This window comes from Rhodopseudomonas boonkerdii (assembly GCF_021184025.1).
Classification (GTDB): Bacteria; Pseudomonadota; Alphaproteobacteria; order Rhizobiales; family Xanthobacteraceae; genus Tardiphaga; species Tardiphaga boonkerdii.
The window spans coordinates 428252-454171 of sequence record NZ_CP036537.1 but is presented as its reverse complement, the minus strand read 5'-3'; the positions used below and the strand labels follow the sequence as shown (position 1 = coordinate 454171).

The 25920-nt window shown below is 62.5% G+C and carries 21 protein-coding genes and 1 riboswitch; of the genes, 12 read left to right on the top strand and 9 right to left on the bottom strand.

Annotated elements, in window-relative coordinates:
* Positions 1-360: 360 nt before the first annotated feature.
* Positions 361-1911 (bottom strand): alkaline phosphatase D family protein, encoded by a 1551-nt coding sequence (locus E0H22_RS02095; protein ID WP_233024116.1) that lies wholly within the window; start codon positions 1909-1911, stop codon positions 361-363.
* A 128-nt stretch (positions 1912-2039) separates the two neighbouring features.
* Positions 2040-2246: riboswitch (cobalamin riboswitch) on the top strand.
* 106 nt (positions 2247-2352) lie between these two features.
* Here E0H22_RS02095 and E0H22_RS02090 point away from each other — a divergent pair.
* Both E0H22_RS02090 and E0H22_RS02085 read left to right on the top strand, forming a co-directional pair.
* A complete protein-coding gene (locus E0H22_RS02090; RefSeq protein WP_233024115.1) occupies positions 2353-4653 on the top strand; it encodes a TonB-dependent receptor in 2301 nt (766 codons plus the stop codon).
* A gap of 65 nt (positions 4654-4718) precedes the next feature.
* The gene (locus E0H22_RS02085) at positions 4719-6164 is read left to right on the top strand and encodes a PepSY domain-containing protein (protein ID WP_233024114.1); all 1446 of its coding nucleotides are present in this window, start codon (positions 4719-4721) and stop codon (positions 6162-6164) included.
* Here the strand turns inward: E0H22_RS02085 and E0H22_RS02080 are convergent.
* The gene (locus E0H22_RS02080) at positions 6161-7576 is read right to left on the bottom strand and encodes a TAXI family TRAP transporter solute-binding subunit (protein WP_430715204.1); all 1416 of its coding nucleotides are present in this window, start codon (positions 7574-7576) and stop codon (positions 6161-6163) included. The two genes, E0H22_RS02085 and E0H22_RS02080, sit on opposite strands and share 4 nt — an antisense overlap.
* Here E0H22_RS02080 and E0H22_RS02075 point away from each other — a divergent pair.
* The 3 genes from E0H22_RS02075 to E0H22_RS02065 all read left to right on the top strand — a co-directional run bounded on the left by E0H22_RS02075 (position 7485) and on the right by E0H22_RS02065 (position 8555).
* Positions 7485-7772, top strand: a complete 288-nt coding sequence (locus tag E0H22_RS02075) for a hypothetical protein (protein ID WP_233026622.1) — start codon at positions 7485-7487, stop codon at positions 7770-7772. The genes E0H22_RS02080 and E0H22_RS02075 overlap by 92 nt on opposite strands.
* A gap of 14 nt (positions 7773-7786) precedes the next feature.
* Entirely contained in the window at positions 7787-8089 is a 303-nt protein-coding gene (locus tag E0H22_RS02070) for a 4a-hydroxytetrahydrobiopterin dehydratase (protein WP_233026617.1), read from the top strand.
* Positions 8090-8168: 79 nt separating this feature from the next.
* Complete coding sequence (locus tag E0H22_RS02065) at positions 8169-8555, top strand: YkvA family protein (RefSeq protein ID WP_233024113.1); 387 nt, start codon at positions 8169-8171, stop codon at positions 8553-8555.
* 137 nt (positions 8556-8692) lie between these two features.
* On the opposite strand, the gene E0H22_RS02060 is transcribed toward E0H22_RS02065, so the two are convergent.
* Entirely contained in the window at positions 8693-9667 is a 975-nt protein-coding gene (locus E0H22_RS02060; RefSeq protein WP_233024112.1) for an NADPH:quinone oxidoreductase family protein, read from the bottom strand.
* A gap of 123 nt (positions 9668-9790) precedes the next feature.
* Between E0H22_RS02060 and E0H22_RS02055 the strand changes: the two genes are divergently transcribed.
* The 7 genes from E0H22_RS02055 (at position 9791) to E0H22_RS02025 (ending at position 17772) form a co-directional block, all read left to right on the top strand.
* A complete protein-coding gene (locus E0H22_RS02055) occupies positions 9791-10630 on the top strand; it encodes an SDR family oxidoreductase (RefSeq protein WP_233024111.1) in 840 nt (279 codons plus the stop codon).
* A gap of 225 nt (positions 10631-10855) precedes the next feature.
* Positions 10856-11446: an invasion associated locus B family protein gene (locus E0H22_RS02050; RefSeq protein WP_233024110.1), complete on the top strand. Its 591-nt coding sequence runs from the start codon at positions 10856-10858 to the stop codon at positions 11444-11446.
* Between the two features lie 286 nt (positions 11447-11732).
* Positions 11733-12962, top strand: a complete 1230-nt coding sequence (gene rlmN, locus E0H22_RS02045; protein ID WP_233024109.1) for a dual-specificity RNA methyltransferase RlmN — start codon at positions 11733-11735, stop codon at positions 12960-12962.
* 160 nt (positions 12963-13122) lie between these two features.
* Positions 13123-13596, top strand: coding sequence for a hypothetical protein (locus E0H22_RS02040; RefSeq protein ID WP_233024108.1), 474 nt, complete (start codon positions 13123-13125; stop codon positions 13594-13596).
* A 45-nt stretch (positions 13597-13641) separates the two neighbouring features.
* Positions 13642-14442, top strand: coding sequence for a phosphatase PAP2 family protein (locus tag E0H22_RS02035; RefSeq protein WP_233024107.1), 801 nt, complete (start codon positions 13642-13644; stop codon positions 14440-14442).
* 70 nt (positions 14443-14512) lie between these two features.
* Positions 14513-15844 (top strand): argininosuccinate synthase, encoded by a 1332-nt coding sequence (gene argG, locus E0H22_RS02030; RefSeq protein WP_233024106.1) that lies wholly within the window; start codon positions 14513-14515, stop codon positions 15842-15844.
* Between the two features lie 170 nt (positions 15845-16014).
* Positions 16015-17772 (top strand): alkaline phosphatase, encoded by a 1758-nt coding sequence (locus E0H22_RS02025; protein ID WP_233024105.1) that lies wholly within the window; start codon positions 16015-16017, stop codon positions 17770-17772.
* A gap of 133 nt (positions 17773-17905) precedes the next feature.
* Here E0H22_RS02025 and pnp read toward each other — a convergent pair whose 3' ends face one another.
* From pnp to E0H22_RS01995, 6 genes are all read right to left on the bottom strand, one after another.
* On the bottom strand, positions 17906-20056 hold the full coding sequence (gene pnp, locus E0H22_RS02020; protein ID WP_233024104.1) for a polyribonucleotide nucleotidyltransferase: 2151 nt from the start codon (positions 20054-20056) through the stop codon (positions 17906-17908).
* A 369-nt stretch (positions 20057-20425) separates the two neighbouring features.
* Positions 20426-20695 (bottom strand): 30S ribosomal protein S15, encoded by a 270-nt coding sequence (gene rpsO, locus E0H22_RS02015; RefSeq protein WP_233024103.1) that lies wholly within the window; start codon positions 20693-20695, stop codon positions 20426-20428.
* A gap of 2 nt (positions 20696-20697) precedes the next feature.
* Positions 20698-21768: a tRNA pseudouridine(55) synthase TruB gene (gene truB / locus E0H22_RS02010; protein ID WP_233024102.1), complete on the bottom strand. Its 1071-nt coding sequence runs from the start codon at positions 21766-21768 to the stop codon at positions 20698-20700.
* The gene (rbfA, locus tag E0H22_RS02005) at positions 21765-22181 is read right to left on the bottom strand and encodes a 30S ribosome-binding factor RbfA (protein WP_233024101.1); all 417 of its coding nucleotides are present in this window, start codon (positions 22179-22181) and stop codon (positions 21765-21767) included. The genes truB and rbfA overlap by 4 nt, the downstream gene beginning before the upstream one ends.
* A gap of 143 nt (positions 22182-22324) precedes the next feature.
* The gene (infB, locus tag E0H22_RS02000; RefSeq protein ID WP_233024100.1) at positions 22325-25117 is read right to left on the bottom strand and encodes a translation initiation factor IF-2; all 2793 of its coding nucleotides are present in this window, start codon (positions 25115-25117) and stop codon (positions 22325-22327) included.
* Between the two features lie 57 nt (positions 25118-25174).
* Positions 25175-25906, bottom strand: coding sequence for an RNA-binding protein (locus E0H22_RS01995; RefSeq protein WP_233024099.1), 732 nt, complete (start codon positions 25904-25906; stop codon positions 25175-25177).
* Positions 25907-25920 lie beyond the last annotated feature (14 nt).

Here is a 25920-nt window from a genome sequence, read left to right as displayed (position 1 = left end):
CTAGGCGCGGCTTCTACAAGACGTCTGTTTTCCAAGGACCGATGCTGCGCTCCATGCGCGATCAATCCCGTCTTGTCTGAGAACGCGCTGGGCCAATCCCTGCAAAAGCAAACCCGGCCTTGAAGAAAAAGCCGGGTACTCGGGCGCGTTGCGGCGCAATATAGTCAGGAATCGTCCAAAAACAATGTGAATCTGCCCCCGATTTCGGTGTGTCTGCACCCTCGTAAAACCCCTGTCCCGGACGCGGTGCCGCGCGAAGTGCCGCTTCGCAGAGCCGGGACCGCCAGGAACTCCGGCGTTTGGTACGGCCCCGGCTCTGCGGACAGCGCAAGAGCGCTGCACCGCGTCCGGGACACGGTTTCACCCCAGTTTCGGGTCCAGAACCGTGCTCCAAAGGGCCACATCGGCCCTATCTCGCAAAGTCACGGTCATCCGGCCGGTCGCGCCCTCGATCTTCACGTGACCGAAGAACTGCATACCGGCCGACGGCGGCAGGTTCTGCCTGTCCGGTCCCGGTGCCTTCACATAGCGGACCTCCGGTCCGAAGGTATTATCCATCGCCCCCGGCCCGAAGGTGCCGGCATGGAACGGGCCCGAGACGAATTCCCAGAACGGCTCGAAGTCCTGGAACTGCGCCTTGTCCGGATTGTAGTAGTGCGCTGCCGTGTAATGCACGTCGGCGGTGAACCAGACGGTGTTGCGAATGCCCGCGGTCTTGATGAAGCGGAGCAGATCCGCGATTTCCAGCTCGCGGCCGCGCGGCGGGCCGTCGCCCTGGGCAATGGCTTCAGAACCCTTGTGATTGACCGCATCGTCCTCGACGATGATGCCGATCGGCATGTCCGAGGCGATCACCTTCCAGGTCGCCCGCGATTCCAGCAGCGCGCGCTTCAGCCAGGCCAGCTGCTCCGGCCCGATGAACTGGGCTTCGGGACCATAGGCCTCCTGCAGGTTCGGCCCGTTCGGGCCGCGATAGCTGCGCTCGTCCAGCATGAACACGTCGAGATGCGGACCGTAATTGAGCACGCGATAGACCCGGCCGGGCTCGGCAATGTTCGGCCGCACCGGATACATCTCGTGGAAGGCGCGGGCGCCACGCGCGGCCAGCAGCGTGATGTCGCGCTCCTTGTAGGCCGCCGGCAACTGCTTGGAGAGCGACCAGTTGTTGGTGACCTCGTGATCGTCCCACTGGCCGAAGATGGGAACCTGCGCATTGAAGGCGCGAACATTGTCATCGAGCAGATTGTATTTATGCGCGGCGCGGAATTCGTCGAGCGTCTCCGCGACTTTCGCCTTTTCCGGCACCAGCGTGGTGTTCTTCCACACCGATCCGTCTGGTAACTTGGTCTCCGCCACGATCGGGCCGTCGGCATAGATGGTGTCGCCGGAATGGATCAGGAAATCCGGATTGTGCTTGCGCATCGTGGCGAAGGTGACCATGCCGCCGTCATCGGCATTGATGCCATAGCCTTGCCCCGCCACATCGCCGCCCCAGACGAAAGTGACATCGCGCCGATCGGCCGGCGCCGTACGAAAGCGGCCAACCACCGGCTCGCCGACGATCTCGTAATGCGACAGATCGCGAAACCGCACGCGATAGAAGATGTCCTGCCCCGAAGGCAGGTTTTCCAGCAGCAGTTTTGCGGTGAAATCGCTTTCCGGCAGCACGTTCACCGGCGGCAGCGCGCGGGCTTCCTTGAAGCTCTCGGTGGTGGCGACTTCCACCATCATCTGGGCCGGACGATCCGCACGCGACCAGATCATGCCGCTGTCGAAACCGATATCGCCGGACTGCACGCCATGGCTCACCACAGGCCGGTCCGCCGCGCGGCTGAGATAAGGCATCGCCAACATGCCTGCACCAGCGGCGGCGGTGGTCATAAAGCGGCGGCGAGTGACGCGGATAGCCATTCTGCTCTCCCGGGGATCGGCGATGAAGATGCCTAGGCTGTAAGCGTCTCTCGCGACGAGGCTGTGACAGTCTGCCGCAGCGCCCGCACTGTGGCAGAACCGCGACATTGACTCGTCCTGTCATTTCCCCGAAACGTGACGCCGACGGTTCCTACCGGACCAAAAGGGAATGCGGTGAGGCCCGCGCAGCGTCTGTTGCGCGAACCGATTCCGCGGCTGCCCCCGCAACTGTAAGCGGCGAGCCTTCGCCATACGCCACTGGGCCCCCGGCCTGGGAAGGCGGTGACAGGCACCGACCCGCGAGCCAGGAGACCTGCCGTCAGTCGTGGTCACACGCGAGCACATTGGGCGGGGTGTCCTGGTGGAAGTCGGGTTGCGTTCGTGAAGAATGCAGAACGGCTTGGTTTGCGGTGACGTGCCACGTTATCGCGAGTCCCTTTGATGACCACCGCCGTCTCTTCCGTATCCAGGCGACGCAAACCTTTTCTGGCCTCTGCCGCCCTGTCGTGCCTGCTTCTGCCTGTCGAAGGTGCGATGCAGCCCGCACAGTCGAACCATCTGCTCGATCCCATCGTCGTGCAGCCGGCCGCCCAGCCGCAAGGCGCGCGCCGCGCCGCGAGCGGCAACCCGACCCGCGCCGCCCGCGCACGTCCGCAACGCAATGTCGCTGCGACCGCCGCGCCACCGGTCGCCACACCGGCCGGCCCGGCCTTCGCCGCGCCGACGCTCAATCTCACCGGCGCCAGCACGGCCGGCAGCCGCCTCGGCCTCACGCGTCTGCAAACGCCCGCCAGCGTAGACGTGATCTCGGCCGAAACCATCGCCGAACGTGGACAACAGAATTTCCTCGATGCCGTGACGCAGAACGCCGTCGGTTTCACCGCCGCGCCATCGCCCGGCAATGGCGGCGTGTCCTTCAGCACCCGCGGCTTCACCGGCGGTTCGTCGGTGATGACCCTGTATGACGGCACTCAACTCGCCATCGGCGCCGGCACCGTCACCTTCCCGTTCGATACCTGGTCCGCCGAGCGCATCGAGGTGCTGCGCGGTCCGGCATCGGTGATGTATGGCGCGGGTGCCGTCGGCGGCGCGATCAATGTAGTGTCGAAGCTGCCGACCTGGGTGCCGTTCAACCAGGCTGAAATGTCGCTCGACAGCAACATGACCCGCCGTATTGCCGTGGATAGCGGTGGCCCCGTGAACAAGGATGTCGCATATCGCATCACCGCCACCGGCAACATGTCCGACGGCTGGGTCGATCGCGACAACAACTCAAATGTGGCGCTGCATGCCGCGATTCAGATCAAGCAGAACGAGGACATTACCTGGACGCTATCGACGGATTACGGCGATCGCAGCCCGACGCGTTATTATGGTACGCCATTGGTCAATGGCGGCATCGTCGATGCTATGCGTTTCAAGAACTACAATGTCGGCGACAGCAGCATTCGCTATCAGGACAGTTTCAGCCAGGTGAAGACCGAATGGCAGGTCACCGACGCCATCGCCATCCGCAACACGCTGTATTACTTCGATATGAAGCGTCACTGGATGAATGCCGAGAACTTTCGCTACAATCCGGCGACCGGCCTGATCGATCGCAGCAGCTATCTCGAAATCTTCCATAACGAGCAGCAGCTCGGCGACCGTATGGATGTGACCGTCAAGGGCCATATCTTCGGCATGAAGAACGAGTTTCTTGCCGGTTTCGATGTCAGCCGCGTGAACTTCGCGCCCTATCGGATCAACTCGTTCGGTGGCCTTTCCAACGGCGCGAGATCGTCGGTCGATCCCTACAACTTCTTCCCGGGCTCTTATTTCAGCACGATTCCGACAGTTTCTACTTACGGCTCCGTCGCCAATCAATTCGCGATCTTCGCCGAGAACCGGCTGTCCGTGACGGATCAACTCTCGCTGGTCACCGGCATCCGCCAGGATGAGCCGACGATTACGCGTACCGATTACATCACGCCTGGCAACAGTTTCGAAAAGTCCTTCTCCAACACCACCTGGCGCGCCGGCGCAGTCTACGAACCGATCAAGAACCTCGCCTTCTACGGTCAGTATTCCACTGCAGTCGATCCGGTGGGTGGCCTGGTCTCGCTGTCGAGCGCCAACAAGGATTTCACGCTGGCGACCGGCAGGCAGATCGAAGTCGGCGTGAAGCAATCGTTCTGGGGCGGACGCGGCGAATGGACACTCGCGGGCTACGAGATCGTCAAGAACAATCTGCTCGCGCGTGATCCGATCAATCCGCTGATCGTCACCCAGGTGGGTCAGCAATCGTCACGCGGCATCGAGGCATCGGTCGGTCTCGCGCTCGATCACGGCTGGCGCATCGATGCCAACACCACTTTCCTGCGCGCGAAGTATGACGACTTCGTGCAGCCGGCGACGATCGGCACCGGATCGGTCAATTTCGCCGGGAACGTCCCGTTCAACGTGCCACAGACGGTTTCGAACATCTGGGCGACATGGGCCTTCGCGCCGAACTGGTCGGCCAATGCCGGCATCCAGATCGTCGGCAAGCGCTATGGCGACAATGCCAATACGACCGCGGCGGAGATGCCGTCCTACAATGTCGTCAATGCCGGCGTGCAGTGGAAGCCCGACCCCAACACCACGGTATCGCTGCGCGTCTACAACCTGTTCGATACGGTCTATGCGACCTCCGGAAATGCGAATGTGTGGACGCTCGGCATGCCGCGCACAGCGCAGTTTGCGGTCAATGTGAAGTTCTAATCCCGGCCGGCGTTTTCCCTCCCCCGTTTTTACGGGGGAGGGAAAGAAAAGAGATCCTGCTTTCGATGGCATTCCGGCTCAAACGAAAACTCCGGCAGTGGCTGTATCTCGCCCACCGCTGGATCGGCATCGTCACCTGCCTGTTCTTCGCCATGTGGTTCATCTCAGGCGTGGTGATGATGTATGTCGCGTTCCCTGGCCTCTCCGACCAGGAGAGGCTGGCGGCGCTGCCGGAGATCGCGTGGGAGACAGCAAGGCTTTCTCCCGACGATGCGATGAAAGCCGCCGGCAGCACGCGCTATCCGCGCGAGCTGCGCCTGATGATGCTCGATAGCGAGCCGGTCTATCGGCTGAGCGATTGGGACGGCAAGCGACAGACGATCTCCGCTATCGACGGACGCGCGATCGCCGATATCTCCGAACGGCAAGCGCTCGCGATTGCTTCTCATCATCCCGCAAGCAAATCCCCACGCCTCGAGGAGATCATCCACCGTGATCAGTGGAGCGTCGTCGCGCGCTACGATCCTTTGCGGCCGTTCTATCTCATCGATCTCGGCGACGATGCCGGCACCAAACTCTACGTCTCCTCCCGCTCCGGCGAGATCGCGCTCGACACCAACCGCACGGAACGCATCTGGAACTGGCTCGGCTCGATCCCGCACTGGATCTATCCGACCGTGCTCCGCAAGGACGGCGCACTGTGGCGGCAGGTGATCCTGTGGTCATCCGGCATCTGCCTCGTCGTCGGCATCACCGGAATCTGGATCGGCATTTTGCGCGTGCGCCTGAAGCGACGCTATGCGGATGGAAATATAACGCCCTATCGCGGCTGGATGGCTTGGCATCACATCGCCGGCCTGATCGGCGGCGCATTCATCCTGACCTGGATGTTCTCCGGCTGGCTGTCGGTTAATCCCGGCCAATACTTCGCCGACCGCAACACCGCGCGCGACATGCTGCAGCGTTACGGCGGCCATGATGCAGCAACGATCGCAGCAAAGTTGCCTATCGCGCAACCCGGAGCGGTCGAGGCGCGCTTCGTCTGGCTCGATGGTAGCCCGCTGATGATCACGAAATCTCGTAGTGGCGCGCAAAGTGTGCACGACGCGTCCACCGGCGCTGCCACCGTGTTGCCGCAAGACCGCCTCTGGAATGCCGCAGCAAGACTGCTCCCGTCAGCGCAAATCACTGCGAAAATCGAGCTGAAAGATTACGATTCCTACTGGTACGCACACCACCGCGAGCGGGAATTGCCGGTGCTGCGCGCGATCTTCAGCGACGATGCGCAAACCTGGATTCACATCAGCCCGGTCACCGGCGACATCCTCGGTCAGATGGATGCGAGTCGTCGCGGCTATCGCTGGCTGTTCAATGCCCTGCACAGTTTCGATTTCCAGCTGCTGCTGAAATATCGCCCGGCCTGGGACATCGTGGTGATCCTGCTCTCGATCCTCGGCGCCATCGTCTCGGTCAGCGGCGTCGTGGTGGGATGGCGCTACCTGAAACGTTAAACCGCCAGCGGCCGCGACAACTGCCGCGCCGGCTCCGGCGCCACCATGCTGATGAGCGCCTTGCGATCGGCGACGGCGTTGTGAAATTGTTCAAGTGCGATGTTGAAGGCCGTCAGCGTGCCTTCCTGAATCGCGCCGTGTTCGTAGCATGTGAGCGTGTCACGCAGGATGCCGTCGGCTTCAGCCTGCATGCTGTCGAGTTCTTCCAATGAATCGCTCTTGCGCGCGAGCGCGATCATATCCAGCAGGCGATCCCGCTGCGAAACGTTCACGTTGCGCTCGTCCTTGCGCAGATAGCTCGCGAACCATGCGCCGATCGAACCCATGGCGGAGAGACCCATCAGGCTCCACCAGATGTAATCGCTATAGCGATCGAGGAAGGTCTTTTCTTCACCATCGACATAGGCCGCGGCGCCAGGATGCACGGGAATCACGGCATCCTTGTCGGTATCGGGCGTCTCGATCTTTGCCGCGAGCGGGAAGTCATTGATGATCTGCTGGCGGATCGCAAACAGTTGCCGTGTCAGCGCTGCAACCGTGACGTCGGACAAACCCTGCCGCGCCACGATGTAGTGCGAGAAGCTGATCGTCTTCACATCATCATCCGGCCGCGCCGGCGCACCGCCGAAGGTGCCGGCCGGGATTTCCGACGATTCATAGACCGGGTAGTTCTGCGCGATGGCGTCCGCGGAATCGATTGCGAGAAAGGCTGGCGTACCGCCGTCGCGCGCCGAGGACTGGATCGCATCGCCGGTGATCTTGCTGTTCACGGGGCCTGCAGCAATGAATGCATCGACCTTCTGATCCTTGATGGCGTCGCCGACATCCGCCACGGAGAACTGCGTCACCGCTACCTTGGCAGGATCGACGCCATATTGGCGCAGGATGATATTGAGCAGATTCACGTTGGCCTGGGTCTTGCCGATCACGCCAATCCGCTTGCCGGCCAGATCGGGAATCTTGGTGATCTTCGCCGCGGCCTTCTTGCCGCGTGCAGTGGTCCTGGTCGGCGGGGGCACCCACATGACGACGACATTCTTGCGCAGCACGGCCACCGCACGCGCATTCTTCGGAACCGGAAGATCGCCACGGATAACGGCGAGATCAACCTTGCCATCGGCCAGGGCCTGCGCGCTTGTCGTGGCGCCATCGGTGATCTGCGGGCGCAAGCGCACCGAGCGATGATCGCGCGAGAAGGCCTGAACCAATGCCTGCACGACCTTCAGGTCTTCGCTGTTCGGCGGGCCGACGGCGATACGCAGCGGTACCGGTTTCATCGCGAAATAGTAGGCGCCGGCCACCGCCGCGACGATCGCCAGCGTGCCTGCCAGCGTGATCAACGTCATTTTGCGCCGGACCGAACGTGGCGACGGTGGCCCGGCCGGTCCGATGACCTCGGGTCCATCCGTCATCGATCTCGAGAACAGGCGCTTCAAGTCCATTGTCACCAAAGCGGGTTGGAGCCAAAGTCTAGCAAAGTTCCAGAGCGCCCGTCCGTTCCGCCTCGAACAAAACCGGCGCGTGGTTATCCAATTGATCGATATTGCCGCCTTAATTGTGGCATGGATCCCGATCGTGTCATGGTGCGTTGGGATAAAGTTCAGGTGAAGCAGGAGGTTGCCATGGTGCAACGGCTATCAGCGGAGGGGCGCAAGGCAGCGCTGGACGGGTTGCCCGGCTGGAGCGGCGTCAGCGGCCGGGACGCCCTTGCGCGCACATTTACCTTCAAGGATTTCAACGAGGCCTTCGGCTTCATGGCGCGGGTGGCGCTGGTCGCCGAAAAACACGACCACCACCCGGAATGGCGCAACGTCTACAAGACCGTGGAGGTCGTGCTCTCCACCCATGACGCCGACGGAGTGACGCAGAAGGACGTCGATCTGGCAAAGGCGATGAATGCAGTCGCCAAACAACTCGGCGCCTGAACGCAGCCCCTTCGTTGCGAAGCGTCGTCTCCGACACCATCTGGACTATGCCCGATCTTGGCACCGAGGAACTTTCCCGATGGCTACCGAACACAGCGTGGGCTTCGAACCGGCCGACCGGCTGGCGCAGGATCGCGAAAGCGTTCGCAAGCAATTCTGGCGCAAGCTGAAGCGGCTCGCCGTGAAGCTGCCCTTCATGGAGGATCTGCTCGCCGCCTATTACTGTGCCTTCGACCGTCAGACGCCACGCCATGTGCAGGCGGCGCTGCTGGGCGCGCTCGCTTATTTCATCCTGCCGTTTGATTTCGTGCCGGATATGTTGCCGATCCTCGGCTTCGGCGACGATGCGGCGATCCTCGCGACAGCGCTTCGCATGGTGGCAACGCATATCAATGAGGATCATCGCGAGGCCGCACGACGTGCAATGGCGCGCGGCCTGGAAGACGACGAGGTGGAAGCTACATAAGCCGCTTCCCCTCCGCTCCTCATGGTGAGGAGGCGCGGAGCGCCGTCTCGAACCATGAGATAGGTGGGCTCTGGAGCTTCGCTGCCATCCTTCGAGACTCCGCGCATCGCACGGCTGCTCGGAATGAGGTCGTCGAGTTACGGGTGCAAAATCACCTTGCCCATGGCTTGACGGCCTGCGAGCACCTTCATCGCTTCCGCGGTCTTCTCCAGCGGGAAAGTACGATCCACGTGGGCCGAGATCTTGCCCTCGGCCGCCCACTTCAGCAGCTTCTCGATGCTCGCGCGGTATTTGTCGTGGTTCTGCCGCACCCAGGCACCCCAGAACACGCCGCGGATGTCGCAGCCCTTCAGCAGCGCAAGATTGAGCGGCATCTTCGGAATATCACCGGCTGCAAAACCGATCACCATGAAGCGGCCTTCCCAGGCGATGGCACGCAGAGCCGCTTCCGCGTATTTCCCGCCGACCGGATCGAAGATGATGTCGACACCCTTGCCGCCGGTGAGCTTCTTCAAGCCTTCCTTGAGATCTTCCTTCGCGTAGTTGAAGCCGATCTCGGCACCATGCTTCTTGGCGAATTCGAGCTTCTCGTCCGACGATGCGCAGGCGATGACTTTCAAGCCGAGCAGCTTGCCCAGCTCGCAAGCGGCGAGGCCGGTGCCGCCGGCGGCGCCGAGCACAGCCAGCGTTTCACCCGGCTTCGGCGAAGCGCGATCTTCCAGAGCATGCAGCGCAGTGCCGTAGATCACGATGACGCCGGCAGCGCGGTCGAAATCGAGGTTGTCGGGAATCTTGATCACAGAGGAAGCCGCCACGGCGACTTTCTGCCGGGCCCCGTTGTGACCGATCGAAGCAACGACGCGATCACCCGGCTTCAGCGAGGTGACACCAGCACCGACGCTCTCGATCACGCCTGCGACTTCCGCCGCCGGCGAGAACGGGAAGGGAGGCTTGATCTGATACTTGCCCTGAATCATCAGGATGTCGAAGAAATTCAGCGCCGCCGATTTGATGGCGATGACCACCTGCCCCTCACCGGCAACGGGATCCTCCACGTCGGCAAAAACGAGATCGTCGGGTTCGCAGTATTGCGAGCAGAGAATGGCTTTCATCTGATCAACCTGGCCTTCGGCTTGAGACAGTTGAGGAATTCATGAAGGATTTAGCTCCGGGGAGCAATGTGTTTCGACGCCACAAACGCATTCCATCGCGCGAACAAAAAGAGGAAACGAACAATGTTTGAAAAAACACTCCTCGCCGGCAAGCGCATTCTCGTGACAGGGGGAGGTTCCGGGCTTGGAGCGGCCATGAGCCGCCGCTTTGCCGAGCTCGGCGGAGAACTCGTCATTTGCGGACGGCGCAGCGCCGTGCTGGACGAAGCCGCCGCGCAACTCCGTACCGAGTGCGGAGCGAAGGTCGATATTTTCACCTGCGACATCCGTAACGCCGATGCCGTCGCAGACATGATGACTGCGATCTGGCAGGACGGCCCACTCGATATCCTCGTCAACAATGCAGCCGCGACTTTCATCGCGCAGAGCGAGCATCTCTCCGCGCGCGCTGCCGACGCGATCCTCGCACCGACGCTGCACGGCGCGATGTACTGCACGCTCGAAGCAGGACGACGCTGGATCGTGTCCCATCATCGAGGTGTGGTGCTCAGCATTCTCTCCACATCGACCATCACCGGCCGCGCTTTCACCATGCCATCGGCCATGGCAAAGTCCGGCCTGCTGGCGATGACCAAATCGCTCGCCGTCGAATGGGGACCGAAGGACGTTCGTCTCGTGGCGATTGCACCAGGTCCCTTTCCCACCCCGGGCGCGATCGGACAGCTGCAGCCCGAAGGTCGTAACTCCGGGCCTGCGGCACGCAATCCGCTCGGTCGCGTCGGCGAACACAGCGAACTCGCCAACCTCGCCAGCTTCCTGATTTCCGATCAGGCCGGTTACATCAATGGCGAGATGGTGGTGCAGGATGGCGGCGCGCATTTGCGCTCATCGGGGGCCGAGGACCTGTTGCACTGGACCGATGCGCAATGGGCGGCGCAGCGCGCCGCGCGTATGAAAAACTGAGGACTCGCTACATCTCTCCCCACCGGGGGAGGCGTTCGAGGGTCGCGGTGAACTATGAACCTTAGCGTTTCAATTCACGCCCCACGCGTAGTCCACCGCGCCCTGCTATCTTTCGACGCGATGCCTCCGCCTTTTCAAACAAGATCGATGTGTTTATCTGCAAGTCAGTTGGCGCGTGTGATTCCAGGCCATCTTCCAGTCACAAAGATAGAGGATCGACACCTGATGTCCGTGCGGCGAATCCTGACAGTTGTATCCTTGAGCATGGCGATGATCGGCGTTACCGATCTTGCGCAGGCGCAGACGGCTGCCAAGGGCAAGGCTGCACCGGCCAAGCAGACGCCGGCACCGGCCGCTGCAGGAAGCGCCGAACCGACACTGCTCGGCCAGTTCGGTTCATGGGGCGCCTACACCGCAGCCCCCGGCGGCAAGAAGGTCTGCTTCGCGCTCGCCAAGCCGTCATCGTCCAGAACCAATCCGGCCAACCGCCCTCGTGACCCCGCTTATGCGTTCATCTCGACGCGCCCCGCCGAGAAGGTGACCAACGAAGTCTCGGTCATGATCGGCTATCAATTGAAGCCCGGCTATGAGTCGACGCTCGATGTCGGCGGCGCGAAGTTTGCGATGTACACCCAGGGCGACGGGCTCTGGATCAAGAACGCTGCGGAAGAAGAACGTCTGGTCGAGGCGCTGCGCAAGGCCGGCGACGTGACCGTGAAGGGCCTTTCGGCCAAGGGCACGGAAACCACGGACGTGTTCTCGCTGAAGGGCCTCGCCCAAGCGCTCGACAAGGTCGCGCAGGAGTGCCGGAGGTAAGGTGAGGCCGCCGTAGGACGGAGGTCAATGCTGAAACTCCGCGGCGGATGACGCCTTCGGCTCACGCGCCTATGGGCCGATACCTCCGTTAATATTGCCGCATTTGGCGCCTTTCCATTTGGGCGTGAAAAGCCTATCTCAATCCCTCGTGGCGAGGAGGCGCCTTTGGCGCCGTCTCGAACCATGAGATTGCGTGTGTGGCCATCCTTCGAGACGCGACCTGCGGTCGCTCCTCAGGATGAGGGACACAGTCTAAATCACCGCTTCTAGTCGTAGATCGAACACCATGACCCCCGCTTCTGCCGAGGCTGCCGCTGCCGTTGAGACTGCCCGCTCGCTCCCCTTGGAGAAAGTGGCGACGGAAACCTACGTGCCGCTGGCAAAGCCGTCGCTGATCGGCCTGTCCCGGGCCCAGATCGCCGAGAAGCTTGGTTCCATCGGCGTGAAGCCGGCCCAGCAGAAGATGCGCAGCCAGCAGATCTGGCACTGGCTGTATTATCGCGGAGCTCAGAGCTTTGCGGAAATGTCCAGTATTTCCAAAGACATGCGCACGGAACTGGAACAGCATTTCACGGTCGACCGGCCGGAAGTGGCCGTCGAGCAGATTTCCAATGACGGCACCCGCAAATGGCTGCTGAAGCTGCCCTCCGGCACCCATGGCGAGCGCGCCCATGAGGTCGAGTGCGTCTATATCCCCGAGACCGACCGCGGCACGCTCTGCGTCTCCTCGCAGGTCGGCTGCACGCTGAACTGCTCGTTCTGCCATACGGGAACCCAGCGTCTGGTACGCAACCTGACGCCGGGCGAGATCGTCGGCCAGATCATGGTGGCACGCGACCGGCTGAACGACTGGGCCGACCGCGACCAGCCCGGTACCAACCGCCGCATCACCAATATCGTGATGATGGGCATGGGCGAACCGCTCTACAATTTCGAGGCCGTGCGCGACGCGTTGCTGATCGTCTCGGACAATGAAGGCATCGGCATTTCGCGCCGGCGCATCACGCTGTCGACCTCGGGCGTGGTGCCGAACATCGCACGCACGGGCGATGAGATCGGCGTGATGCTGGCGATCTCGCTGCATGCGGTGCGCGACGAGCTGCGCAACGAGCTGGTGCCACTCAACAAGAAATATCCGTTGAAAGAACTGCTGCAGGCGTGCCGCGATTATCCCGGCGCCTCCAACGCGCGCCGCATCACCTTCGAATATGTGATGCTGAAGGGCGTCAACGACTCGCTCGACGACGCCAAGCTGCTGGTGAAGATGCTCAAGGGCATCCACGCCAAGATCAACCTGATCCCGTTCAATCCGTGGCCGGGCACGCGCTACGAGTGCTCGGACTGGGCGCAGATCGAGAAATTCTCCGAATACATCTTCAATGCCGGCTATTCTTCGCCGGTGCGCACGCCGCGCGGCCGCGACATTCTCGCAGCCTGCGGGCAGCTGAAGTCGGAAACGGAGAAGCTTTCGGCCCGCGAGCGCCAGGCCCTGCGCGCGATGGCGATGACGGATTGATGCGCGGCACTTCCTACTCCACCCTCATGGTGAGGAACACGCCGCAGGCGTCCGTCTCGGACCATGCGCAGCGTGGTACCTCCTTCGAGACGCGGCCTTCGGCCGCTCCTCAGGAGAAGGGCGGCGCGTTGGGCACGAGCGGACGAAAGGCTGAGCCATCATGTCCCTGATCGGCCGCATCATCGTCATTCTCTTTGCGTTCTGCGCCGCATGCCTCGCTGGTGGCACGATCGTGACCTTCGCGATCCTCTTTCCCGAGCTGAGCGCAATGGACACCGGGATCGTGAATCCCGATGCCATCAACATTCTGATCGGTTTCGGCTTCATCTTCTTCTCGGGCTTCGCGCTCATCCCCGCTTTGATCGTCGTCGTGATCACCGAGAGCTTCGACATCCGCAGCGTGCTGGCTTATGCGCTCGGCGGCGGCGTGGTGGGCCTCGCCTGCTATCTCGGCCTGATCCCCTATGACACCACCACCATGACATTCGACGGCATCGTGCGCCGGCACCTCGAAGTCGTGACCGGAGCCGGCATCATTGCCGGGCTGATCTACTGGGTGATCGCAGGCCGCAATGCCGGGGCATGGAAGCAGTCGCGGCGCCTGCCGCAGCCGGATGCCGCTGGAAAGTTATAGCGCTTTAACTTTCCTTCCCCCTGCGCCTCGGATAAACCGCCCGCCATGAACCGGACTGGCCTCCTCATTGCGCTCGTGCTGCTTGCGGCAATTCTCGTGATTTTCGGCGTCTGGCCCGAACTCGATCTCAAGCTTGCGGCGCTGTTCTTCCATCCGGAAACCCGCGATTTCACCTATTCGGGACTGCCTTACGCGCAATTCGCCCGCAATGCGGCGATGTGGATCGCCTGGGCTTTCGTGGCCCCCTCGATCCTGGCGCTGATCGTCAAGCTGATCTGGCCAAACCGACCGTTGCTGGTGAAGGGTCGCACCATGGCCTTTCTGATCATCACCATGGTGATGTCGGCAGGCTTCCTCACCAATTTCACCTTCAAAACCTTCTGGGGCCGACCGCGGCCAGTAGCCGTCACCGAATTCGGCGGTCCCTGGCAGTTTAAGGCCTGGTGGGACCCGACCGGGCAATGCGTGCGCAACTGCTCGTTCTTCTCCGGCGAAGGCGCCACGGCGTTCTGGACCTATGCCCCCGCCGCGCTCGCGCCACCCAGCCTGCGGCCCGCGGCCTATGCGGCGGCAACGGTGTTCGGCCTTGCCACCTCCGGCTGGCGGATGGCCTTCGGCGGCCATTTCTTTACCGACGTGACCATCGCCGGCCTCGCCTCCTTCCTGGTCATCTGGCTCGTTCACGGCTGGATTTACCGCTGGCCTCGGACCCGGATGACAGACGATGACGTCGATCGCTGGCTGACCAAAATCGCCTGGCCCGGCTATCGCTGGCGACTGCGCATGATCGGGCGGGAGCCGAAACCGAGCTTCGTGAACCGGATTACCGAACACCAGCACGATTGAAGCCGCGTTGACGCCCTTTGCTCCGGCGCGCTATCGCTGACCGCGAAAAATAGCCTCGATTGGACGCCCCATGACCACGATCTTGAAGAGCCTCCCCACCGGCAAAAATGTCGGTATCGCTTTCTCCGGCGGTCTCGACACGTCGGCGGCGCTGCTGTGGATGAAGCAGAAGGGCGCAAAGGTCTTCGCCTACACCGCCAATCTCGGCCAACCCGACGAGGCCGATTACGACGAGATTCCGCGCAAGGCGATGGAATTCGGCGCCGAAAAGGCCCGCCTGGTCGATTGCCGCGCCCAGCTCGTCCATGAGGGTATCGCCGCCATCCAGGCCAGCGCGTTCCATGTCTCGACCGGCGGTATTACCTATTTCAACACCACGCCGCTTGGCCGGGCAGTGACCGGCACCATGCTGGTCTCGGCCATGAAGGAAGACGGCGTTCATATCTGGGGCGATGGCTCGACTTACAAAGGCAATGACATCGAGCGCTTCTACCGCTACGGCCTGCTGACCAATCCGGACCTGCAGATCTACAAGCCCTGGCTCGACCAGCAGTTCATCGACGAGCTCGGCGGCCGCGCCGAAATGTCGGCCTTCATGACTGCGCACGGCTTCGCCTACAAGATGAGCGCGGAGAAGGCCTATTCCACCGACAGCAACCTGCTCGGCGCGACCCACGAGGCCAAGGATCTCGAGCATCTCGACAGCGGCATCACCATCGTCAACCCGATCATGGGCGTGCCGTTCTGGAAGGACGACTGCGCGGTCAAGGCTGAGCGCGTCACCGTGCGCTTCGCCGAAGGCCAGCCGGTCGCACTGAACGGCCAGACCTTCACCGATCCCGTCGCGCTGTTCCTGGAAGCGAACGCGATCGGCGGCCGCCACGGCCTTGGCATGAGCGACCAGATCGAGAATCGCATTATCGAGGCCAAGAGCCGCGGCATCTATGAGGCCCCCGGCATGGCGCTGCTGCACATCGCCTATGAGCGCCTCGTCACCGGCATTCATAACGAGGACACGATCGAGCAGTACCGCATCAACGGCATGAAGCTCGGCCGCCTGCTCTATCAGGGCCGCTGGTTCGATTCGCAGGCTCTGATGCTGCGCGAGACGGCGCAGCGCTGGGTGGCCCGCGCCATCACAGGCGAAGTAACGCTGGAGCTGCGTCGCGGCAACGATTACTCGATCATCAATACCGCGAGCCCAAACCTCACTTATGCGCCGGAACGGTTGAGCATGGAGAAGGTCGAGGACGCCGCGTTCACGCCGGCAGACCGCATCGGCCAGCTCACCATGCGCAACCTCGATATCACGGATACACGCGCCAAGCTCGATCTGTATTCGAAGACCGGTCTGCTCAACGCCGGCGAAGGCACGACGATTCCGAAGCTCGGCAAGGAGTAAGCCGAGCCTCAGCGGATGAGGCAAAGCCGTAATCCGCCGGCCGAGTTCATGATGAAGACTCCGCGGCAGATTGCGCTGTGTTAATCCGCCCTGCCATTGAACGGCCGGATGTCATTGACCCGACATCCGGCCGTCTTATTGATGGAGACTGCCGACAAGGGAGGATTTCCATGATCAAGACCGTTTCGCTGGCCGCATGTGCGGCCTTTTTCATGACCACCTCGGCCATCGCGCAGACCATTTATCCGCTCGATCGCGCCGAAATCCTCGCTGGTTCCAAGTTCGATTTCAAAATGGAGCTGCCCGAGAAGATCGCTGCCTCCGATATCAAGGTGACGATCAACGGTGCCGAGCAGAGCGCGGCCTTCGGCAAGAGCGCCGACTATATCGAGCGCGAGGACAACAAGGACCAGTCGGCACTACTGTTGCGCGATGTCACTCTCGACAAGCCCGGCGCCTACAAGATCGACGTGATAGCCGGCGGTCTCATCAAATCGGTGACATGGAACGTCTATGACACGGGCGCGCGCAAGGCGAAGAATGTCATCCTGTTCGTCGGCGACGGCATGTCACTGTCGCATCGCGTCGCAGCACGCATCCTTTCCAAGGGAATCAAGGAAGGCAAGAGCAACGGCAAGCTTGCCATCGACGACATGCCGCATATGGCGCTGGTCGGTACCGCCGGCACGGATTCGATCATCACCGACTCCGCAAATTCGGCGAGTGCCTATACGACCGGCCACAAGTCGGCGACCAATGCGCTTGGCGTCTATGCCGACCGTACGCGCGATGTCTTCGACGATCCGAAGGTCGAGACCATCACCTCGCTCGTGAAACGCAAGCTCGGTCTCGCCGTCGGCATCGTGACCAACACCGAGATCCAGGACGCCACGCCGGCGTCCATGGTCGCGCATACGCGGCGACGCGCCGCTTATGACGAGATCGTCGCACAAATGTTCGCGGCGAAGCCAGACGTCATCCTCGGCGGCGGCGCAGCGAACTTCTTGCCGCAGGCCGCGGAGACCTCGAAGCGCCGCGACGATGTGGACTATATCGCGAAATTCAGGGATGCCGGCTATCCTCTCGTGAAGACCGCGGGCGAACTGAAGGCAGCAGCCGACAAGGCGGAGACGACGAAGCTGCTTGGCCTGTTCACGCCCGGCAATATGGACGGCGTGCTCGACCGCAAGTTCCTCAAGGGCGGCGGTGTGAAGAGATATCCGGAGCAGCCGGATTTGACGGAACAGGTGCAAGCCGCGCTCGACGTGCTGTCGCGCAACGACAATGGCTTCGTCCTGATGGTGGAGTCCGGCATGATCGACAAATATGCGCATATGCTGGATTTCGATCGCGCCATTTATGACGTGATCATGCTCGACAACGCAGTGAAGCTCGCCAAGGAATGGGCGACCAAGCGCAGCGACGATACGCTCATTCTGGTCGTGTCCGACCACAGCCATCCGAACAGCCTGATCGGCACCGTGAATGACGACATGAGCACGGAGTCGAACCTGCCGCTGCGCGAGCGCATCGGCGTCTATGACAAGGCCGGCTTCCCGAACTATCCGGCGCCGGATGCCGAAGGCTATCCGGAACGCGTGGATGTGAGCCGGCGACTGGCGATCATGTCAGCAAGCCTGCCCGATCATTATGAAACGCTGCGGCCAAAGCTGGATGGCCCATTCGAGCCGACGCAGAAGAGCGAGGCGCCGAATACCTTCACGGCGAATGAGAAGTACAAGAATGCGCCGGGTGCGATGCTGCGTCTCGGCAATCTGCCGGCGATGATGAATGCCAGCGTGCATTCCGGCGAGGACGTGATTCTGACCGCGACGGGCCCCGGCAGCGATCGCGTGAAGGGCCAGATGGACAATACGGAAGTGTTTCGCGTGATGGTGGACGCGCTGGGATTGGGAAGCGTGAAGTAGCGCGATTCTCCCTCCCCCAAGCGTGGCGTAGCCACGCGCAGCGGGGAGGGAGACCATCGGCTTCGCGAACTACATTCATCAAACAAAAAGGGCGGCCTCTCGGCCGCCCTTTTCTCATCTCGCTCTGACGAGCTTACTCAGCAGCCGGAGCAGCTTCGCCTTCGGCCTTCTGCTTGGCTTCGAGGTCTTCGCCGGTCTCCTGGTCGACGACCTTCATCGACAGACGCGTCTTGCCGCGATCGTCGAAGCCGAGCAGCTTGACCTTGACCTTATCGCCTTCCTTGACGACATCGCCGGTCTTCTGCACGCGGCCGGCGGCGAGCTGGCTGATGTGAACCAGACCGTCCTTGGCGCCGAAGAAGTTCACGAATGCACCGAACTCCATCACCTTGACGACGGTGCCTTCATAGATCTGGCCGACTTCCGGATCGGAAGCGATCGACTTGATCCACTTGATCGCCGCCTTCATGGCTTCGCCGTCCGACGATGCCACCTTCACGGTGCCGTCATCTTCAATGTTGACCTTGGCACCAGTCTTTTCGACGATCTCACGGATCACCTTGCCACCGGTGCCGATCACTTCACGGATCTTGTCGGTGGCGATCTTGAAGGTTTCGATGCGCGGGGCGTATTCGCCGAGTTCGGCGCGGGCATTGGTGAGCGCCTTCGCCATTTCGCCGAGGATGTGGATACGACCATCCTTCGCCTGTGCGAGGGCGACCTTCATGATCTCCTCGGTGATCCCCGCAATCTTGATGTCCATCTGCAGCGAAGTGATGCCCGCTTCGGTGCCGGCCACCTTGAAGTCCATGTCGCCGAGGTGATCTTCGTCACCCAGGATGTCCGACAGGACCGCGTAGCGCGAACCTTCCAGGATCAGGCCCATGGCGATACCCGCCGTCGGGCGCTTCAAGGGCACGCCGGCATCCATCAGCGCCAGCGAAGCGCCGCAGACCGAGGCCATCGAGGACGAACCATTCGACTCGGTGATCTCCGACACCACGCGGATGGTGTAGGGGAATTCGTGATGACCCGGCAGCACCGGATGGATCGCGCGCCAGGCGAGTTTGCCGTGGCCGATTTCGCGGCGCTTGGTGCCGCCGAGGCGGCCGGTCTCACCGACCGAATAGGGAGGGAAGTTGTAGTGCAGCAGGAACGTCTCTTTGTACGTTCCCGACAGCGAGTCGATATACTGTTCGTCTTCGCCGGTGCCGAGCGTGGTGACGACCATCGCCTGGGTTTCACCGCGGGTGAACAGCGCCGAACCATGCGCACGCGGCAGCACGCCGACTTCGGCGAGAATGCTGCGGACGGTCTTGGAATCGCGGCCGTCGATGCGCTTGCCGGTATCGAGGATGTTCCAGCGCACGATCTTGGATTCGAGTTCCTTGAACACGCCGGCGACGCGCAGCTTGTCGTAAGCGGGCTCCTTCCCTTCCGGGAAGTAGTGTGCCATCACCTTTTCCTTCACGGCGCCGACCGCAGCGTAACGGTCCTGCTTCACCGGGATGGCATAAGCCTTGCGCAGCTCCTGCTCGACGAGACCGAGCATTTCCTTTTCGAGCGCGCTGTCATCGACGACGGCGACTTCGCGCGGCTCCTTGGCGGCTTTTTCGGCGAGCTCGATGATCGCCTTGATCACCGGCTGGAAGTGGCGGTGACCGAACATCACGGCGCCGAGCATGATTTCTTCCGAAAGCTCCTTGGCTTCCGATTCCACCATCAACACGGCATCGGCGGTGCCGGCGACGACCAGCTCAAGCTGGGTGTCGGCCATCTCGTCGAGGGTCGGATTGAGGATGTATTCGTCGTTCTGGAAGGCGACGCGGGCGGCGCCGATCGGGCCTTTGAACGGAGCGCCCGACAGGGTCAAGGCAGCGGAAGCAGCGACCATCGACAACACGTCGGGATCGTTCTCCATGTCGTGCGAGAGCACGGTGACGATCACCTGGGTCTCGTTGCGCCAGCCTTCGGCGAACAACGGGCGGATCGGGCGGTCGATCAGGCGGGAAACCAGCGTTTCCTTCTCGGTCGGACGGCCTTCGCGCTTGAAGTAACCGCCGGGAATGCGACCGGCTGCGTAGGCCTTCTCCTGATAGTCGACAGTGAGCGGCAGGAAGTCGACGCCATCGCGCGGCGCCTTCGCGGCCACGACGGTGGCGAGCACGACGGTCTCGCCATAGGTGGCCATGACCGCGCCATCAGCCTGGCGGGCGATCTTGCCGGTTTCCAGCTTGAGCGGACGGCCGCCCCAATCGATCTCGACGGAATGAGGATTAAACATCTTGGATATCTTTCATGGGTTCACGGAAGGCGCGGCGCCGAAAAAACAAAGGCCAGACATCCGGAAGGATTGCGCAAGACGGCAAGAAGCTGCTCGCGCAACCGCGAAGTCAGCGTCCGGCGATCCTGCCAAACCTTCTGGAGTTCTGGCCTCTGGAATTCGAATGACGTCCATCCTTCCGATGGTCGCAGGCGAAGCTTCTGGCTTCGCACCGCGCGACGGGCTCCTTGCCCGTCATCGCCCAGCCGCCGGATTGCCGCTGGACGCTATCGTGCGGGCCACTGTGGCCTGCACTACGTGATGGCATGGTTTGGTTATGTGAAACCGTCCATGCGAAAACGCGCGCAGAAGCTGCGCGCGTCGGTTCGCTTAGCGGCGAATACCGTGCTTTTCGAGCAGGGCCTTGTAGCGGGCCTCGTCCTTCTTCTTGATGTAATCGAGAAGCGAACGACGGGTCGACACCAGCTTCAGCAGACCACGACGGGAATGGTTGTCCTTGGTGTGGGTCTTGAAGTGTTCGGTGAGATTCGCGATGCGCTCCGAGAGGATGGCAACCTGAACCTCGGGCGAACCGGTATCGCCGGCCTTGAGGGCGCTGTTCTTGATGACTTCCGCTTTGCGTTCTGCGGCAATCGACATCGTCAATGACTTTCTTTTTGCACCGGATTGGCAGTCAATCCGGAAAGGTTGAACACGCGCTTGGGGATGAGCTCGCCATTACTGAGTTCGGCGAGGGCCAGCAACCGGCCCGACACCGTGACATAAACCGTGCCATTGCAATGAGGCGCATCCCGTCCGCGCAACAAGACGGCCTGACCCCGATGGAGCCTGGCCGCATCTGACCGTGTGACGGCCAGCGCCGGGATGTCGTCCAGCGCGGTCTCAACGGGCAGTAGCGCGTCGGCGAGGCTTCCCTCGCCAGACGCGGCTCTATCGCACAAAGCCTCCAATTCTGCCAGTGGAATCATGTCAGGCTCGGCGAAGGGACCGACCAGGGTCCGACGCAGCGCACTGATATGGCCGTAGCAGCCGAGCAGACGGCCGATGTCACGGGCGAGCGCGCGTACATAGGTGCCCTTGCCGCATTCGGCCTCGAACACGGCATGGTCGTTATCTGGTTGTTCTGTCAGCACTAATTCATGAATCACGACGGGACGCGGCACCAGCGGGACAACCTCGCCGTCGCGCGCAAGGTCATAGGCACGCTCGCCCTGGATCTTGATGGCCGAATATTGCGGAGGGATCTGTTCGATCTCGCCGGTAAATTGCGGCAGCAGGGCCCGGATCTGGTCGGCCGTTGGCCGAGCGTCGGAGGTCTGGGTGACGCGACCTTCGGTGTCGTCGGTATCGCGTTCGGCGCCCCATGCGACGGTGAAGCGATAGCGCTTGCGGCCGTCCATCACGAAGGGAACCGTCTTTGTGGCCTCGCCTAGCGCGATCGGCAGGCCGCCGGAGGCGAGCGGATCGAGGGTGCCGGCATGACCGGCGCGCTTGGCCTGAAACAGCCGCTTGGCGACAGCGACCGCCTGGGTCGAGGTCATGCCGATGGGCTTGTCGAGAATGACCCAGCCATGGACGTCGCGCTTGTCGCGACGCACCTGACCCTGGCGCTGACGGCCCTGCTGGTGGCGCGGATCGTTATTGCCGCGCGGCGCCTGCGGAAGCGGGCTTACCTCAAGGCCATGTTCGGTCTTGGTCGTCGTCACAGTCATTCTTCGTTATCCGAGTCTTGTTTGAGGTCACGCGCTACCGCGGGGGTGCGCAGGAGTTTGTCGATGCGTTCGGCTTCGTCGAAACGCTCATCAATGCGGAAGCGCAGATCGGGCGCGTATTTCAGGTTCACGCGATGCGCCGCTTCGGTGCGCAGAAACGTCTTGTTCGCCGCCAGAGCTTTCAGCACCGGCTCGGTGTTCTTGCCGCCGAGCGGCATGACATAGACGGTGGCGAGCTTGAGATCCGGGGACATCCGCACCTCCGGCACGGTGACGATGTTGCTCTGCAGGACGGGATCGTAGACCCCACCCTGCGCAAGGATATCGGCGATCGCGTGGCGCATCAGTTCGCCGACACGCAACTGACGCTGCGAGCCGCCCGGCGTCGCCGTCTTCTTGTGATGCTTGGGCATCTTTCCTAGCCAACAATAAACGACGCCATGGCCGGGTTATCCCGGCCATCCACGCCTGTTCTGTGAAAAATCAAAGACGTGGATGCCCGGCACTTGCCGGGCATGACGCCTCACTCAAATCCGGCTCTCTGTAAGACTTGGACTTACAGCGAGCGCTGGATGGTCTCGATGCGATAACACTCGATCACGTCGCCGACACGCATGTCGGAATAGTTCTCGAACGCCATGCCGCATTCCTGGCCTGACGCCACTTCCTTCACTTCGTCCTTGAAGCGCTTCAACGTCGACAGCTTGCCTTCGTGTACGACGACGTTGTCGCGGATCAGGCGCACATTGGCGCCGCGTTCCACGGTGCCGTCGGTGACGCGGCAACCCGCGACCTTGCCGACCTTCGAAATGTTGAACACTTCGAGGATCTGCGCATTGCCCAGCATGGTTTCGCGCAGCGTCGGCGCGAGCAAGCCGGACATGGCCTTTTTCACGTCATCCACGAGATCGTAGATGATGTTGTAGTAGCGGATCTCGATGCCGTTGCGCTTGGCGAGCGCCGCAGCTTCCTTGTTCGCTCGAACCGAGAAGCCGATGATCGCGGCGTTGAAACCTTCCGCCAGCGTGACGTCCGATTCCGAGATACCGCCGACACCCGCATGCAGGATGCGCGCGGCAACTTCGTCCGTGCCAAGCTTCTCCAGCGAACCGAGGATCGCTTCGAGCGAGCCCTGCACGTCGGCCTTGACGACCAGCGGGAAGTCCTTGCGGCCCGATGTCTTGAGCTGGCTCATCATCTGCTCGAGCGAGCCGCGCATGCCGGAGGCGGATGCGGCCAGCTTCTCGCGCTTCTGATGGGTGCGGTAATCGGTGATCTGGCGGGCGCGGGCCTCGTTCTCGACCACGGCCATACGATCACCGGCTTCCGGCGGACCATTGAAGCCGAGCACTTCCACCGGCACCGAGGGACCGGCTTCCTGCAGCGTATCGCCCTGATCGGAGATCAGCGCGCGGACACGGCCCATTTCGGCGCCGGCGACGATGATGTCGCCCACGCGCAGGGTGCCGCGCTGAACCAGCACGGTAGCCACCGGACCACGGCCGCGATCGAGCTTCGCTTCGATGACGGTACCTTCGGCCGGACGCTCCGAATTGGTCTTCAGATCGAGGATTTCCGCCTGCAGCGAGATCATCTCGAGCAGTTTGTCGAGATTGGTCTTGTTCTTCGCCGACACTTCCACGTCGACGACGTCGCCGCCGAACGATTCAACCTGCACGTCATGCTGCAGCAGTTCGGTACGCACGCGTTCCGGCTTGGCATCGGGCTTGTCGATCTTGTTGATCGCCACAATCATCGGCACGCCCGCCGCCTTCGCGTGGTTGATGGCTTCGATGGTCTGCGGCATCACGCCGTCATCGGCCGCCACCACGAGGATGACGATGTCGGTGACCTTGGCGCCGCGGGCGCGCATCGCGGTGAACGCGGCGTGGCCGGGCGTATCGATGAAGGTGATCTTGCCACCGAGCGGCGAAGTGACCTGATAGGCGCCGATATGCTGGGTGATGCCACCGGCTTCACCCGACACAACATTCGCCTGACGCAGCGCGTCGAGCAGCGACGTCTTGCCATGGTCGACATGGCCCATGACGGTGACCACCGGCGAACGCGGCTCGGTATCGGTGGAATCGTCCACGACATCGAACAGACCTTCCTCGACGTCCGACGCGGCGACGCGCTTGACGGTGTGGCCGAGTTCTTCAGCGATGAGCTGCGCCGTATCGGCATCGATCACGTCGGTGATCTTGTGCATCGCGCCCTGCTTCATCAGCATGCGGATGATGTCCACCGCACGCTCCGCCATGCGGTTCGCGAGTTCCTGAATGGTGATCGCTTCCGGGATCGTCACTTCGCGGACGAGCTTTTCCTTCGGCTCGTTCGATTGATGACCCTTGAGACGCTGGGTACGGCGACGGAACGACGCGACCGAGCGCTCACGCACATCGTCAGCCGACAGCGCGGTGACGACGGTGAGGCGACCGCGCTGCTTCTGTGGACCGGGCTTGGCAGCAGGCTTCGGCGCAATCACCGGACGTGCCGGGCTGCCCGGGCGGCGGATGACACGCGGCGCCTCGTCCTCGTCGCTGCCATCGGCAGCAACGGCCGGACGGCCAGACGTCGTCGCGATCGGCGCGCGCGCTGTGGTGACGGTGCGGGCAGCGGCCTTGGCCTTTGCTTCAGCCTCGGCCTCGCGGCGCTTGGCTTCGGCTTCCGCCTTGCGCTTGGCTTCTTCTTCCTGACGGTGGCGCTCTTCCTCGGCCTTGCGACGGGCCTCGGCAGCTTCGCGCTCCATCTGCTCCTTGTATTCCTTGGTATTGCGCCGGGCCGCTTCTTCCTCGGCGAGACGGCGCTCTTCGACTTCGCGGGCACGCGCGTCAGCGAGCGCGCTGGCGCGGGCGGCGCGCTCATCCTCGGTCAACGTACGCAGCACGACACCGGAGCCACTGCGCTGCGGCGGCTGCGGACGCGACGAACCACCACGCGGCGGCGGCGAAGCCGAACGCGAGGGAGCAACCGGCGCCGAACTGCGCGCCGGAGCGCCGGATGACGAGGTGCGGACCGGAGCAGCAGGAGCGGCAGGCGCCGCGGGGCGCACCGGTGCTGCCGGCGCGGGCGCCGGGGCTGCAGCGACAGGAGCCGGAGCGGCCTTGGGCGCAGCAGGCGCTGGCGCGACGGCAACAGGGGCCGCCGGAGCGGGCGCCGGCGCCGCGGCTTCGGTGCTGCTCTCGCCGGGAATGCGGCGCTTGCCGCGTTTCTCGACCACCACCTGCTTGCTACGGCCCTGGCTGAAGCTCTGACGCACGGTGCTCTGCTCGACGCGCGGCTTCAGCGTCAAGGTCTTGCTGGGAACGCTCAGAGTCTTGTCGCCAGGCGTTTTCGTATCAACCATTCAGCAGTCCTAGTCCTTTTCGGGTGTGCGCGGTCGCACATTCGTCATCGTTCGAATTCAATCGGCGAAATCACCGTCAGGCGGCGCCGTGTCCGGCGACGCATGGGTCAGCGAAGGTTTGGCTCTTGCGTTGATGTCAGCGTCAGCCATCCGGTATCGGACCAGGTTCTGGCTGCGCGACAGGAACGTTTTGCCCGCCGGGCCTGTCAGCACGGCAGCATGTATCACATTTGACCGCCCCAATGCCAAATCCAATTCGTCGCTGCTGAGCAACGATATGATGGGCAACAGATCGGTTTCGTCGCCGAATGCTGCGTTTTGGCGGGCGAGGCCGTCCAGCTTGCGGATGCCGTCGGCGGCTCCATTGGTAGCATGCAACAGAATTCCGGCCGTATTGCGCCGCAAGGCGTCCTCGACCTTGGCGAATCCGGAGACGACCTGACCGGCCTTGGCCACCATGGCCAGCGCCTCGATCACGCCGCGCAGTATCAGTTTATCGGTTTCGTCGGCGAGATCGGCCGACGGCTTGACGTTCTTCTTGAACCCCCGGGCGAACAAATTCCGCTTCACCGCCTCGGCGACGGCGTCATGTGACGCCGAAACCCACAAACCCCGGCCCGGCAGCTTGCGCTTGAGATCGGGAACAGGCTCGCCCGCGGGCGACAGGACGAAACGGATCAGCTCATCGGTCGGACGCACACGCCGCGTGACCACGCACATCCGCTCAGTCCCCGATTTGGTGTCTCGGGGGCCGCGATCAAGATCTGCGGGGTCAGCAATGGCGAGCATGCGCTGCGCATATC

Bases quoted from the DNA above. Each gene is read 5' to 3' on its own strand.
- E0H22_RS02095 (WP_233024116.1), bottom strand. From the start codon at position 1,911: ATGGCTATCCGCGTCACTCGCCGCCGCTTTATGACCACCGCCGCCGCT.
- E0H22_RS02090 (WP_233024115.1), top strand. From the start codon at position 2,353: ATGACCACCGCCGTCTCTTCCGTATCCAGGCGACGCAAACCTTTTCTG.
- E0H22_RS02085 (WP_233024114.1), top strand. From the start codon at position 4,719: ATGGCATTCCGGCTCAAACGAAAACTCCGGCAGTGGCTGTATCTCGCC.
- E0H22_RS02080 (WP_430715204.1), bottom strand. From the start codon at position 7,576: ATGACGGATGGACCCGAGGTCATCGGACCGGCCGGGCCACCGTCGCCA.
- E0H22_RS02070 (WP_233026617.1), top strand. From the start codon at position 7,787: ATGGTGCAACGGCTATCAGCGGAGGGGCGCAAGGCAGCGCTGGACGGG.
- E0H22_RS02065 (WP_233024113.1), top strand. From the start codon at position 8,169: ATGGCTACCGAACACAGCGTGGGCTTCGAACCGGCCGACCGGCTGGCG.
- E0H22_RS02060 (WP_233024112.1), bottom strand. From the start codon at position 9,667: ATGAAAGCCATTCTCTGCTCGCAATACTGCGAACCCGACGATCTCGTT.
- E0H22_RS02055 (WP_233024111.1), top strand. From the start codon at position 9,791: ATGTTTGAAAAAACACTCCTCGCCGGCAAGCGCATTCTCGTGACAGGG.
- E0H22_RS02050 (WP_233024110.1), top strand. From the start codon at position 10,856: ATGTCCGTGCGGCGAATCCTGACAGTTGTATCCTTGAGCATGGCGATG.
- rlmN (WP_233024109.1), top strand. From the start codon at position 11,733: ATGACCCCCGCTTCTGCCGAGGCTGCCGCTGCCGTTGAGACTGCCCGC.
- E0H22_RS02040 (WP_233024108.1), top strand. From the start codon at position 13,123: ATGTCCCTGATCGGCCGCATCATCGTCATTCTCTTTGCGTTCTGCGCC.
- E0H22_RS02035 (WP_233024107.1), top strand. From the start codon at position 13,642: ATGAACCGGACTGGCCTCCTCATTGCGCTCGTGCTGCTTGCGGCAATT.
- argG (WP_233024106.1), top strand. From the start codon at position 14,513: ATGACCACGATCTTGAAGAGCCTCCCCACCGGCAAAAATGTCGGTATC.
- E0H22_RS02025 (WP_233024105.1), top strand. From the start codon at position 16,015: ATGATCAAGACCGTTTCGCTGGCCGCATGTGCGGCCTTTTTCATGACC.
- pnp (WP_233024104.1), bottom strand. From the start codon at position 20,056: ATGTTTAATCCTCATTCCGTCGAGATCGATTGGGGCGGCCGTCCGCTC.
- rpsO (WP_233024103.1), bottom strand. From the start codon at position 20,695: ATGTCGATTGCCGCAGAACGCAAAGCGGAAGTCATCAAGAACAGCGCC.
- truB (WP_233024102.1), bottom strand. From the start codon at position 21,768: ATGACTGTGACGACGACCAAGACCGAACATGGCCTTGAGGTAAGCCCG.
- rbfA (WP_233024101.1), bottom strand. From the start codon at position 22,181: ATGCCCAAGCATCACAAGAAGACGGCGACGCCGGGCGGCTCGCAGCGT.
- infB (WP_233024100.1), bottom strand. From the start codon at position 25,117: ATGGTTGATACGAAAACGCCTGGCGACAAGACTCTGAGCGTTCCCAGC.
- E0H22_RS01995 (WP_233024099.1), bottom strand. From the start codon at position 25,906: ATGCTCGCCATTGCTGACCCCGCAGATCTTGATCGCGGCCCCCGAGAC.